At 29.2% G+C, this 12,272-nt stretch carries 14 protein-coding genes and 1 riboswitch; all 14 genes read right to left on the bottom strand.

Features of this window, described 5'->3' with window-relative positions; all coding sequences use genetic code 11:
• Positions 1-16: 16 nt before the first annotated feature.
• Complete coding sequence (gcvT, locus tag ssp1_RS06305; protein ID WP_075777820.1) at positions 17-1,108, bottom strand: glycine cleavage system aminomethyltransferase GcvT; 1,092 nt, start codon at positions 1,106-1,108, stop codon at positions 17-19.
• 77 nt (positions 1,109-1,185) lie between these two features.
• A riboswitch (glycine riboswitch) is annotated at positions 1,186-1,284 on the bottom strand.
• Positions 1,281-1,799, bottom strand: a complete 519-nt coding sequence (locus tag ssp1_RS06300; RefSeq protein WP_037552472.1) for a shikimate kinase — start codon at positions 1,797-1,799, stop codon at positions 1,281-1,283. Its footprint overlaps the riboswitch before it by 4 nt.
• Positions 1,800-1,957: 158 nt before the next feature.
• Positions 1,958-2,455, bottom strand: a complete 498-nt coding sequence (locus tag ssp1_RS06290) for a competence type IV pilus minor pilin ComGF (protein ID WP_075777818.1) — start codon at positions 2,453-2,455, stop codon at positions 1,958-1,960.
• 615 nt (positions 2,456-3,070) lie between these two features.
• Complete coding sequence (comGC, locus tag ssp1_RS06280) at positions 3,071-3,388, bottom strand: competence type IV pilus major pilin ComGC (RefSeq protein ID WP_107533249.1); 318 nt, start codon at positions 3,386-3,388, stop codon at positions 3,071-3,073.
• A gap of 12 nt (positions 3,389-3,400) precedes the next feature.
• Positions 3,401-4,468: a competence type IV pilus assembly protein ComGB gene (gene comGB, locus ssp1_RS06275; RefSeq protein WP_075777816.1), complete on the bottom strand. Its 1,068-nt coding sequence runs from the start codon at positions 4,466-4,468 to the stop codon at positions 3,401-3,403.
• Positions 4,440-5,414, bottom strand: coding sequence for a competence type IV pilus ATPase ComGA (gene comGA, locus ssp1_RS06270; protein WP_107536305.1), 975 nt, complete (start codon positions 5,412-5,414; stop codon positions 4,440-4,442). Before comGA ends, comGB begins: the two co-directional genes overlap by 29 nt.
• A gap of 47 nt (positions 5,415-5,461) precedes the next feature.
• Entirely contained in the window at positions 5,462-6,085 is a 624-nt protein-coding gene (locus tag ssp1_RS06265; protein WP_075778355.1) for an MBL fold metallo-hydrolase, read from the bottom strand.
• A gap of 3 nt (positions 6,086-6,088) precedes the next feature.
• Complete coding sequence (locus ssp1_RS06260; protein ID WP_002451887.1) at positions 6,089-6,412, bottom strand: MTH1187 family thiamine-binding protein; 324 nt, start codon at positions 6,410-6,412, stop codon at positions 6,089-6,091.
• A complete protein-coding gene (locus ssp1_RS06255; RefSeq protein ID WP_002451886.1) occupies positions 6,412-7,398 on the bottom strand; it encodes an ROK family glucokinase in 987 nt (328 codons plus the stop codon). Before ssp1_RS06255 ends, ssp1_RS06260 begins: the two co-directional genes overlap by 1 nt.
• On the bottom strand, positions 7,395-7,598 hold the full coding sequence (locus tag ssp1_RS06250; protein WP_002451885.1) for a YqgQ family protein: 204 nt from the start codon (positions 7,596-7,598) through the stop codon (positions 7,395-7,397). Before ssp1_RS06250 ends, ssp1_RS06255 begins: the two co-directional genes overlap by 4 nt.
• On the bottom strand, positions 7,588-9,042 hold the full coding sequence (locus tag ssp1_RS06245) for a rhomboid family protein (RefSeq protein ID WP_118828154.1): 1,455 nt from the start codon (positions 9,040-9,042) through the stop codon (positions 7,588-7,590). Before ssp1_RS06245 ends, ssp1_RS06250 begins: the two co-directional genes overlap by 11 nt.
• The gene (locus ssp1_RS06240) at positions 9,039-9,593 is read right to left on the bottom strand and encodes a 5-formyltetrahydrofolate cyclo-ligase (RefSeq protein ID WP_075778358.1); all 555 of its coding nucleotides are present in this window, start codon (positions 9,591-9,593) and stop codon (positions 9,039-9,041) included. Before ssp1_RS06240 ends, ssp1_RS06245 begins: the two co-directional genes overlap by 4 nt.
• Positions 9,594-9,827: 234 nt before the next feature.
• Positions 9,828-9,977 carry a 50S ribosomal protein L33 gene (gene rpmG, locus ssp1_RS06235; RefSeq protein WP_002451882.1) on the bottom strand — a complete coding sequence of 50 codons (150 nt, stop codon included), beginning with the start codon at positions 9,975-9,977 and terminating at the stop codon, positions 9,828-9,830.
• 131 nt (positions 9,978-10,108) lie between these two features.
• A complete protein-coding gene (locus ssp1_RS06230; protein ID WP_075778359.1) occupies positions 10,109-12,178 on the bottom strand; it encodes a peptidoglycan D,D-transpeptidase FtsI family protein in 2,070 nt (689 codons plus the stop codon).
• Between the last annotated feature and the right edge of the window lie 94 nt (positions 12,179-12,272).

Here is a 12,272-nt window from a genome sequence, read left to right as displayed (position 1 = left end):
TGTCCACCCCTTTGTTCTATTTTTCGATTTGATTTTTCTTAACGATTTTAGCTTTTACCTGTCTTTTACGAACTTGTACTAATAACTCTCTACCCATTTCAAATGCGTCTCTATTGATAATAGCTAATGCAATTGATTTATCAGATGAAGGAGATTTTGTTCCTGAAGTTACTTCTCCAATTTGATTACCATCTAAGTCTAGTACTTCATAGCCAGTTCTAGCGATACCTTTATCCAAAAGTTCTAAACCAACCGTTCTTCTAGATGATCCATTTTCCTTTTGGTCTTTTAAAACAGATTTACCAATAAAGTCTTCTTCAATTAATGGTTTTGCAGCAAATGCGATACCACCTTCATATGGTGTAATTGATTCTGTTAAATCTTGACCATGTAAAGGAAGACCTGCTTCTAATCTTAGAGTATCTCTAGCTCCTAGACCACATGGTTTTACGTCATATTCTAGTAATCCTTCCCAGATAGCTACTGTATCATTGGCATCACAATAAATTTCAAAGCCATCTTCGCCAGTGTAACCAGATTGAGAAAGAATAACATTTTTATTGAATAATTGAACATCTTTTTTAAATTCAAACATTCCCATTTCAGAAATATCAATATCTACTAATTTTTGCATTAAGTCTCTAGCTTTAGGACCTTGAAGTGCTAATTGGCCATATTGTTCAGATACATTTTTAACTTCAACATCAAAAGATTTAGCATGTTTTTCAATCCATTTAAAGTCTTTATCAGTATTGGCAGCATTAACCACTAATAAATAGTTATCATCTGCTAGTTTATATGTAACCAAGTCGTCAATAATGCCACCTTCTTCATTACATAATGCAGTATATAGTGCTTTAGAATCTGTTAAATTATTAGTGTCATTGGATAAAATATATTGTACGAAAGATTTCGCATCATTACCTTGAATTTGAATTTCTCCCATATGACTTACATCGAACAATCCAATTTCATATCTAACTGCGTTGTGTTCTTCCTTGATACTTGAGAATTGAACAGGCATTGCCCATCCACCAAATTCTACAATTTTAGCACCACTGTCTACGTAATTTTGATATAATGGCGTCTTTTTTAACTCACTTGTCATTTGAAAACCCCCTATATTTATTTAAAAACAGGATAGCAAAAGCTTGCTACCCTGTTTAAATATTTTTTCCAGGAACGCGTTACAGTATTATCCTTTTGCCTGAGAGTTTCGTAATAAAATTACTTGCACCTTCGGCGATAAAAAGTTATCTTTTTATGCTCTCTAATACTGATCAATCGCTACTTAATAAAGTTGTTATTTCTTGATAAATTTCAGATACATTTTGGTTACTATTCACTTTCATGAATGCGATTTCATTATATCTTGAAATCCTTGATAAATACAAGTTTTTTAGTTGTTCTAGGGACTTATTATTCGCATTAGGGCGATGAGGATCATTCACTATTCTATTAAAGACAATCTCTATATCACAATCTAACCATATGACTTGTTTCTGATTTTTTAATAGATCCAATGAAGCAGAATTTTCAATTATTCCACCGCCAGTAGATATGATATCAAATTGATTGATACATTCACTTAAATATTTAAATTCTAATTTTCTAAAGTAAGATTCTCCTCTTTCCTTAAATATTTGAGGAATAGTTATATTTTCTCTTTTTTCAATATAGTCATCTAAATCTACATAGCTTAGATGTAATTGATTCATCAAATATTGACCTACTGTTGTTTTACCGGTTCCCATGAACCCTATTAGAATGATTGGTATTTCTAGATTTTTCAACAACATCAACCTCTATAAGCTTATTAACGATAACTTCTTTATATATTTTTTCTAAGTTATGTGTTGTCTTTAATTTTAAACTATATTGAGTTATATAAAAAGATATAATTGTTAAATATATAGAAAAAATAATCATCAAGAATGGACTGATAAATGCTTTTTGTTTATAAATATAATGTTTTGAATTGAGAATAATTCGTATTTCCTACCTTCAGAATGATTTTGGTGATATTATTGTTCGTCTTTATAATTTTAACCATACTTACTTGGTTCAGCAATGTAATGTTGCCTTTTCCATTTATTTGTTTATATATTTTATTGTTTTTGAAAATATATTCTATATTCTTCTCTTTATTGATTAAGTGTAAGGTATGTCTTTCTTTAATGATGGGTTTAATTGCACCTTCTTTTTGTTCTTTTAAAAAGTCACTATGAAAAAATTCATATTCTATTGAACTATTTTCTAAAGCTATCTGTTTATATTGACCAATCATTTTGATAGTTAATGGTACGGAAGTTAGTAGAATTGTAGTTATCATTAATGAAAAAATCATTTCAATAAATGTAAAACTTGGTAGTTTATTTTTTAATACAATAGTGCTTTTTATTTTGGTTGTTTGTGGTACAAATATCCTCATTAGATAATTTAATTGTAAAATCATCTATATTAACCCCTTGCTTCAAATGATTTAAATCAAATTTATTTAAGCTTACAATGATTATTTTTTGCATCTCGATATTATCTATCTGATTTTGATAATTAATCAGTAAATGATTAATCATTTCAATAAATGTTAAGGTGATTATGCTCATGATAAAAAATGCAAATAAGCTATCCAGCATTAAACTGCCCTTTAATTTATAATTTGATATACCTTATTCGTCCTTTCTCAATATGAAATATAACTTTATATATTGAATGTTTCATTTTAATGTCTAGCGAACCAAAATGATTAATATTACCATTTTTATCAAAGGTAATTAGGTTTATTTTTGTTATTTTTACGATCTTTCCATCTCTTATTTTTATGTGTTATTTATTACCGTGTTCTTCTATAACTTTAATGTTAGAAGACTGATTATAAAATATTAAAGTGATTGATTGTTTTTCGCTAATTGCTTTTGATTTTATATAATTTATTTGAGTGATGAGTTGATTGATATTCATGTCATCATTGCTCTTTGATATCGTTAATAGATTTTTACTACTTATAGTACATACTAATAAAATCGACAAAATAAATAACACCATTAATATTTCTATAAAATTGTACGCTTTAATTTGCAATTGCTTCGCCATTACTTATTGAAATTGTTTCACCTGTTTTACAACTTCTTTGATTCTCTTTAATATATCCTTCTGTAATTAAATCCTGTATAGTATTAGGATTTCTATTATGCTTTAGTGTATAAGCTTCAATTTGGCTATTTATCATTTTAACTTGTGCATCGCAACCGGTTGATTGTATATGAGCGGTTTGTTTGGCAATGTTAGGAATAATTAAAATAAGTAATAAACTTATTATTAATAATACTAATAGCATCTCGATTAAGGTGAAAGCTTTAGTTTTAAGTGAGTAGTCGTTTTTTTTCATTATTTCACACCTCTAATTTATTGATTGCAACATATCGAACATTGGTAGCATGATAGATAAATACAAAGAAACAATAAATATACCTAACATTAGAAATATTATGGGTTGGATGAATTTGATATGTCGCTTTGCCAATATTTCAAATTGATGTACTAGTATTTGACTATACAGTGTTAATTCAATATCAAGTTTTCCACTCTTTTCACCTTGTTCTATGAACTTGATCAAATCATTTTCATAGCATCTTAATTGCTTTAAAATATTAGGAAGTTTTTCACCTTGATTGGACTGCTTTAAAATTATTTCGCCTAAATATTTGTGGAATTGATTACTATTCGGTTGTTGAAAGATTTCTACGATGAGCTGTAGATTAATTCCATTACGATAAAAATGAGCAAGTTCAGTAGATAATTGATATGTCTTTAAAATTTTATAGTAGCTTTTTATAATAGGTAGATTGCTCATTAAATGAATTTGTTTTATTATTGGCATTTTTCTATAACTAATATGAAAGATGATAAAAATAACTAAAATAAAACAACTGAGAAATAAAATGAAATAAGGAAGTCCTGAAATAAATGAGGAAAGTACTAATTGGAGTGATGATAATTCAATATTCATTGTTTGATAAAGATCTTTGAATTGAGGTATTACTGTAATATTTAAGATTAGTAAGATAAGAAAAAATATAAATATTAATACGACGGGGTACTGAATTGTTTTAATGACACTTTGTTTAACTTGAATTTGCTTTTTTAAAAAAAGGATTGATTCATTTAGTGTTGCCTCTAAATTTCCAAATTTTTCAGCAAGATATATTTGAGTAATGATATCATTAGCATAATCTAAATATTGGAATATTTCATAGCAGTGCGCACCATTTTCTATTTTAGCCATAAGTTCCATTTGAGTTTTATTGCCTTTATATTTAAAATGCAAGTTCAAAAATTTAAAAGATTCGTATAATGTGAATCCATTTGTTAATAATTGATATAATCGTTGCATTAAATCTAACTGTTCGACTTTAGTTAAACATTTACGCCTTGATTGATTAAATATATTTATCAGCAATTGTTTCACATATAATACCCTCTTTAGTCATATCATCGAGTTTTGAAGATAAACGTTTAAATGATCTAGGCATTGTTTGATTATGTTCAAAAAAGTAATTGATTTGATTTTTAAACATAAGTTCACATACTAATTGGCGTTGTTGACTAGATGTGGTTATTAATCGTTGGTTAGATATTAAATTGATAGCTTGTGATAGTTCTTGAATCGTAATACCCATTTCTAATAATCTCAATAACGCCCCCTTACAATCATTAGCATGTAATGTACTTAATACTAAATGGCCACTCAAGCTAGCTTGAAATACATACTTTGCTATTTCTGCATCTCTGATTTCTCCAATTAAAATGACATCTGGGTCACATCGAAGTATTGCTTTAAATGAACTTGCATAAGTGATACCAGCCTTAGTATTTACTGAGATTTGAGTAATGCCTTTTAAAATTTGTTCTACAGGATCTTCTATAGATATCACATTAAGATTCAGTTCTTTTTGAGCATACATAACCATTTGATACATGAGTGTGCTTTTACCTGAACCAGTAGGTCCTGTAAAAAGTAGTAATCCTTGTTTCTTATTCATTAAATGTTTAAAATCATTAAATTCATATGTTTCCTTTTTATTTTGAAAATATTGAGGAACGATTCTAATTACACAACTTTCACTGCCTATTGATAATGGGAGAGTTGAAATACGTAAGTAATAAACTGACCTTAATTTATAGGTGTAACGCCCACTTTGAGCAATTTGCTGTGTCGACACATCCAATCCTGCTTGGAATTTCATAAAAACGAGTAGTTTACGGTAAACCCCTATATCAAGTGTTTCGTAGGGTGTTAAAGTATCATTCACTCTGAATTTTATATGAACATAATGTTCCATTGGAATAAAATGTACGTCACTTGCTTTATATACTATGGCTTTATTAATTATCTCTTGAAATAATATTTTCAAAAAAAACACCTCCTACATTTATTAACGTAAGAGGTGTTAAATTTACTTTAGCCATTTAAAAATGGATTCAATTGTTCATCGTCGACTGTCGTATAAGGTCCATGACCTGGGAATAATGGTAAATCACCATCTAATTCAAATAATTTATCTTTGATAGAATCAACAAGTGTTTCATAATCACCTTTATATAAATCAGTTCTACCAATACCATTATTAAATAAAGTATCACCTACAACTGCAAATTCATCAAATACAAATGATAAACTTCCTGGTGAATGTCCCGGAGTATGCAATACATTAAATGTAAAATCCCCAATTTGTGCTGGGCCTTCATTAAGGGCTTCAGGTTTAGCTTGACTAATTACTTGTGGCATACCATATTGTTTAAATTTTGATGCACCATTTTTTTCAGGATCATTTAAGAAGTCAAACTCTTCTTTATGCATATATACTGGTACGTTGTATTTGTTTATAATATCGTCTAAAGCACCAATATGATCATAATGTGCATGAGTAAGTATGATTGCTTCTAAAGGTTTATTGATTTGATTTAATTTTTTAACAATTTTATCTGTTTCACTAGATGGATCCACAAGTAATACCTTTTTGTCATTTTCTATAAAGTACGTATTAGTATCTACTAACCCCAAAGTTAAACTAGAGATTCTCATAATTTACTCCCCACCATTATCTAAATGTTTTTGTACAGATTTTAACTTATCATTCATTTTTCTTGATTTATCTCTGCGATCGTCAATTCTGATATTCGTACAAACTCTATCTAAACCTTTATCAAATGGTAATTCATGAATCGCTTGTACTACTTCAAATAAATCTTTTAAATCGCCTTCGATAAGTGTGTTCATAGGTGTTAATTGGTAATCTATTTTGCCTTGTTCTTTATATTCTTTTAATTTTGTTTGAATCTCAGCAATGTACTTACTAACACTTGGTCCCTCAGTACCTACTGGAATGACTACAACGTCAACAATTGCCATTATTTCACATCCTCTTTATCTAAAATGTATGTTTTAATTAAGCCAGCTGCGCCAGTGATACCTGCATCATTTCCTAACTCTGCTTGAACAATTTCAGTATCTTGTTGTGCAGGTGTAAATGTTAAGTTTCTATATTCAGTTTTGATATTTTCTACTAAGATTAAGCCTGCTGTAGACATGCCACCACCTAAAACAATGTATTTTGGATTACTAGTAACACTTAAAATACTACATAAGTATGCAATATAATTAGCTACTTTTTCAGTAATGAAAATACAGAATTGGTCTCCTTCTTTAGCTGCGTCAAATACTGCTTTAGCTGTTACTTTATTATCCTTAATGAGTTGTAGGATTGATGATTTAAAAGTTAATTTTGGATAATAGAAATTAACTAGATTAACAACGCCTGTAGCTGAGGCAACTGTTTCTATACAACCGGATTTACCACAATTACATTTGAATCGTTGATCAAAGTCAGCTCTGAAGTGTCCTATTTCAGCACCTGAACCATTATGACCATGTACCAACTCTCCATTAGAAATAATTCCGCCACCAAGGCCTGTACCTAATGTGATTGTAACAACATCATCAGCACCTTTACCTGCACCTTTATGCTTTTCACCTAATGCTGCAACGTTAGCGTCGTTATCTACATAAACTGGACAATCTATGAAACTTTGATAAATTTCAGTTACGTTTACGCTATCTTCCCAGTGTAAATTTACCGCACCATTGACAACACCAGTTTCAAAGTCAACTGGGCCAGGGACACCGATTCCCACACCAATCACATTTGACATTTCATAACCTAGTTCAGCTACCTTTTCTTTAAATGATTCATGTATATTTTTTAAAAGTAATTTTCCTGTATGATCAGTTGTATCTGTATGGATTGACCATTTTTCAATACGGTCGAGATTAGTATTAAATATACCTAATTTACAAGTAGTCCCACCAATATCTGCAGCTAAAATAATTTTCGTCATTTATGTTCATTCCTTCTTTGGTTTATTATCATTATACATTTAAGATATTCATCTTTTGTTAATAACTCAAAATGGTATAAAGATTTGATTTCTTGTAACATCATTTCATACATATCTTGTGGATCTTTGAAATAGATGATATATCCATATTTTTTTAATAACTGTAAAACATCATAGAAATTATTAAGTTTACGAGTCACTTTTTTTACTCAACTCTTTTTCTAAATTTTTATATTGAGAATTATTAGGATTAGCTTTTACTGCTTTCTTAATATATTTTATAGCCTTATCATTATCTTTTAATGAACGATTGGCAATTGCCATTTCATAATTTAATATACCGGAATTAGGAAAGTATCTTAATCCGCGTTCCCAGTCTGCCATAGCCTCAGCTTTAGAACTTTTAGTAGCAGTGATTAATCCACTTAAGTAATATGTTTGATCATCTGCATAATCTTTTTTAATAGATTGGTTAACAATTTTTTTGGCTTCATCATAATGCCCCGATAACATTTGATCACGTATTAATTTGTCATAGATATTATCTTCTTTAATACTAAATATTCTAATTTGCATTGCCACAAAAAGAACTAGTAAAGTAATCAATAATATCCAAAATATATTACGGTTTACGTTGAAATAATAGCCAATTAAAGTGATTAATAGTCCACCAACAAATCCACCTAAGTGAGCCATGACATTAATATTTGACATGAATAATGATAGACCAATCAAAATGACTAAAGCAATTAATAATTGACCAATTACTTTTTTATCAAATGTTTTACTTAAATATAAAATGGCAAAAATCGAACCTATTAGTCCGAAAATTGCGCCACTAGCACCAACTGAAATCGTTGTTGTATTAAAAGACAATGATACGAAATTACCGAAAATGCCAGCAAATAAATAAATAGCTAACATCTTCCAGGATCCTAACACTGATTCTAATATTTTACCAAAAATGTAAAGTGATAACATATTCATCAAAATATGTTCAAAATTATAGTGTAGAAACATTGATGTGACTAATCGATACCATTCACCATGAACTACATTAAAATGTACTAAGCCACCTACATCTAGTAATTTTATATCAGAAAAGCGGTTGAAATAAAGTATCATACATAACCATAAGGCAACATTCGATATAATTAATATATATGTAATGGGTGAAAAACGTTGCATATGTTTATCTAAAATATTGTTTGAGAGTACTTTATTTCTATATGAGACTGACGTTTTTTTAGAATCATTACGCTTAAATAATTTAGTTAAAATAACATTTGGCAATACACGTTCTAAATCTCTATCCTCTTTAATAATCTTAAATTTTAACTTTAAAGGATATGTTTCTTCTAATGAATCTGTTGTTAACGTTTTGTCTGTAAAATAATAAAATTGAAATGATGTAGGTTTATATCCAACAAGCACCTCAATCTGTTCTTGATTTTCAATAATTTTACTTTTATCAAAACGTATTTCTTGTGTTGAGGTAACATAATTTGAAAATATGACTATACTCTTCTTTTTTTTATTACTTAACCATATTTCTTGATCATCTTTTTCTCTACTTATAACATCATAATTTAAATATCTGATCCAGTAATAAATGGTTTTCCAAAATTGCTTTTTTATGTTCATTTTTGCCTCCACTTGTGGCCATTATAAATAATTAACTCATCTACAGGTTGATCGTGTTCATCTGGTTTAAAATCAATTAATTGAAAATCATATAATAAGCTAATTGTATTCGGTTTAAATTTAGAAAGAAAACGATCATAGAAACCGCCCCCGTATCCTATTCTGTATCCATCGCTTTTAAATCCGACACCAGGGACGACAACTAAATCTAATTGATTTGATGTATCAGTATTTGATATAGAATGATAGATACCTTTTTCATCACGTTCTATTTCATTCAAATCTAGTAGTTGTTTAAAAGTCATGATTTTGGATTTGTAGTCTACTTCAGGAACAAATATTTTTTTATGATCTATCAGTGATTGTTGAATGATTTTATATGTATTCACTTCATGTGGTAAGGATAGTACTATACCAATAGATGTTGCCTCTTGATATGATTGAGATTTAAAAAACTGATTAGCTAACCAATCATCAGCAATATCTTTTTCAGTATTAGAATGTTTTTTCATTGTGGTTAAAATAGACGATCTAATCTCTTTTTTATTCATTTTTTCACCTACTTTTACTATCCCATATTATAACGTTTATGTAATTTTATGTCATTAAGTTGAATCGTATAATAGTAATTACAATTATTATATTGAAACTATTGTTCAAAATTCTGTAGAATGATTGTCAAAATTAAAATCATGTTTAAGAATCGATTTAAAAAATAAAAGACGGAATCTAAATTTAGATTTCCGTCTTTTTGTATTGAATATTTGTTTAGTTAAATAATTTAATTATTTAGTTTCACGGTGTAAAGTTTGTTTATTATCACGTGCACAGTATTTTTTCATTTCAATACGTTCTGGGTTTGTTCTTTTGTTTTTTGTAGAGATGTAGTTTCTTTCACCACATTCTGTACAAGCTAATGTAACGTTAACGCGCATGATTATTCCTCCTTACCTTTTCTAAATACGACCTTTACATTATACCAATTAGTTGATTAAATGCAAAGTAAATTTTATGAATCAATAGTAATACTTTTGAAATTATTACTAAATAGAATTAAATGTAACGACTATTTTTCTGTACTATCACCATTTTTATCTTTATCTTTAAAGTAATAATTAATGACATCTCTTCCTAAATCTCCACCATTTAACCAAGGTGGTGGTACAGGTTGATTCGTATATACGATTGAGAAAGCCAGTTTTGGATCTTTAATTGGTGCATAACCAACATACGTTGAATTTACTCTTGGTTCTCCATCTTGGAAGACCTCTGCTGTTCCTGTCTTACCTGCTGATGGTACTACGGTATCTTTGAAACTAGCATATCCTGTCCCATCTTTTTCATTAAAGGCCATTTTAAAGCCATCTTGAACTTCATCAATTTCTTTTTGAGAATTATTGACTTTATTTAATACATTTCCTTTAACTTTTCGTTTTACTGGACCTAATTCATCTTTATTTGTTGCATCATGTATAGATAGTCCAATATGAGGCTGAATTCTATAGCCATTATTAGCAATAGTTGAAACATATTGTGATAGTTGTAAAGGTGTATACGTATCATATTGACCAATTGATAGGTCTAGGTAATTCCCTGGATTATTTGTTAATGGTGCAATTTGACCATTTGTTTCATTTGGTAAATCGATACCTGTTTTAACACCTAGTCCAACTTGATTTAACCCTTTACGAAGTTTTTGACCTGCCATTGAGATATCACTTGGTAATGGCATACCTGAATAATATGGATCTCCTGCTAATTTCAACGCTGTTTTAAACATATAAACGTTAGATGAATGCATTAACGCTTCTTTATCGTTAATAGTTACACGTCCGTTTTTGTTAAAGTAAGAACGTTTTGTTAATCCACCTTGGAATTTTAATGGTTCATCGACCATTTGTTCTCCAACTTTAATAGCATTATTTTGATAACCAGCAAGTAACGTTCCGCCTTTAACAGAGGAACCTACAGCAAATTGTGCTGTGAAGTTTCCGATATCATAATCCGTTAATTTACCATTTTTACTAATTTGTTTGCCTGCCATAGCTAATATATCCCCATTTTTAGGGTCTTGAACAACAATCATTGCATTGTCCATGTCTTTAGCACCTTGACTACGCAATTTTGCAATTTGTTTATCTAAAAGAGACTCAACTTTTTTCTGTAAGTCAATATCAATTGTTAATTGTAAATCATGACCTCTTGAACCTGGATTAATGACTTCAGAATTGATGACTTTACCAGATTTATCTGTTGTATACTTCATTTGTTTCTTTTTACCACGAAGTACATCTTCATATTGATATTCTAGGTATGATTTACCTACTCGGTCATTTCGTGAATAACCTTTAGATAAATATTGCTCAGTTAGTTCTTTTGGTAAACCTTCTGTTGACGTAGAAACATCACCAAATATACCTCTAAGTGTGTCTTTATAAGGATATTTTCTATCCCAATCCATAGATGTATTAACACCTGGTAGTTTAGATAATTGTTGTGACACTGCTGCATATTCTTTTTCTGTAACATCTTCATTTTTAATTATTTGAGGGTCTAATGTACTCCCCGCATTCATTTCACGGTAAATAGCTAATATTTGTAAATCTTTTTTTGATAATTCACTTAATTGCTTTTTACCAATTTTTTTTCGTTGTTGTTCATCATATTGTTCCTGAGAAATGCTGCCATCTTCTAACATAGACTGCTCTTTTTTCATTAAGTCTTTCGCTTTTTGGGGATGTAAAGTAACCCAAAAATCTTTTTTATCTCTATCAGTAATTTTGTCTGTATCCATATTAATTAATGAAGATAACTTTTTAGCGGTTTCGAGCATCTCTTTTTGTGATGTTTTACGCCCTCTTGTATATGTAATAGCCATCTTAGATGCATTGTCTACTAAGACCTTACCATTACGGTCTACAATGCGTCCTCTAGGTACAGATTCATTCACGGTAATATTTTCATCATTTTTAATTAATTGTTTATAATGTGAACCTTGTGCAATCTGTAGATAACCAAGTCTTAATACCATAATTGCAAAAATAAACACAACTAATCCAAAGATAAAATTTATTCTTCGATTCATGGTGTTTCTTACTTTTTCATCATTTGATTTTTCCTTTAATCTTTTAAGCAAAACAACCTACCTCTATTCAAAGTATCTCTTTAAAATGATATATGAAAATCAAAAATTTTTCTATCATTTTGATAAAAAAAAGAGTCTGGAAAAC

The organism is Staphylococcus sp. M0911, from assembly GCF_003491325.1.
GTDB classification, from domain to species: Bacteria; Bacillota; Bacilli; order Staphylococcales; family Staphylococcaceae; genus Staphylococcus; species Staphylococcus warneri_A.
This window is presented reverse-complemented; position numbering and strand designations above follow the sequence as displayed.

Bases quoted from the DNA above. Each gene is read 5' to 3' on its own strand.
- comGC (WP_107533249.1), bottom strand. From the start codon at position 3,388: ATGAAAAAAAACGACTACTCACTTAAAACTAAAGCTTTCACCTTAATC.
- ssp1_RS06265 (WP_075778355.1), bottom strand. From the start codon at position 6,085: ATGAGAATCTCTAGTTTAACTTTGGGGTTAGTAGATACTAATACGTAC.
- ssp1_RS06300 (WP_037552472.1), bottom strand. From the start codon at position 1,799: ATGTTGTTGAAAAATCTAGAAATACCAATCATTCTAATAGGGTTCATG.
- ssp1_RS06255 (WP_002451886.1), bottom strand. From the start codon at position 7,398: ATGACGAAAATTATTTTAGCTGCAGATATTGGTGGGACTACTTGTAAA.
- ssp1_RS06290 (WP_075777818.1), bottom strand. From the start codon at position 2,455: ATGATTTTACAATTAAATTATCTAATGAGGATATTTGTACCACAAACA.
- ssp1_RS06240 (WP_075778358.1), bottom strand. From the start codon at position 9,593: ATGAATAAAAAAGAGATTAGATCGTCTATTTTAACCACAATGAAAAAA.
- gcvT (WP_075777820.1), bottom strand. From the start codon at position 1,108: ATGACAAGTGAGTTAAAAAAGACGCCATTATATCAAAATTACGTAGAC.
- ssp1_RS06245 (WP_118828154.1), bottom strand. From the start codon at position 9,042: ATGAACATAAAAAAGCAATTTTGGAAAACCATTTATTACTGGATCAGA.
- ssp1_RS06260 (WP_002451887.1), bottom strand. From the start codon at position 6,412: ATGGCAATTGTTGACGTTGTAGTCATTCCAGTAGGTACTGAGGGACCA.
- rpmG (WP_002451882.1), bottom strand. From the start codon at position 9,977: ATGCGCGTTAACGTTACATTAGCTTGTACAGAATGTGGTGAAAGAAAC.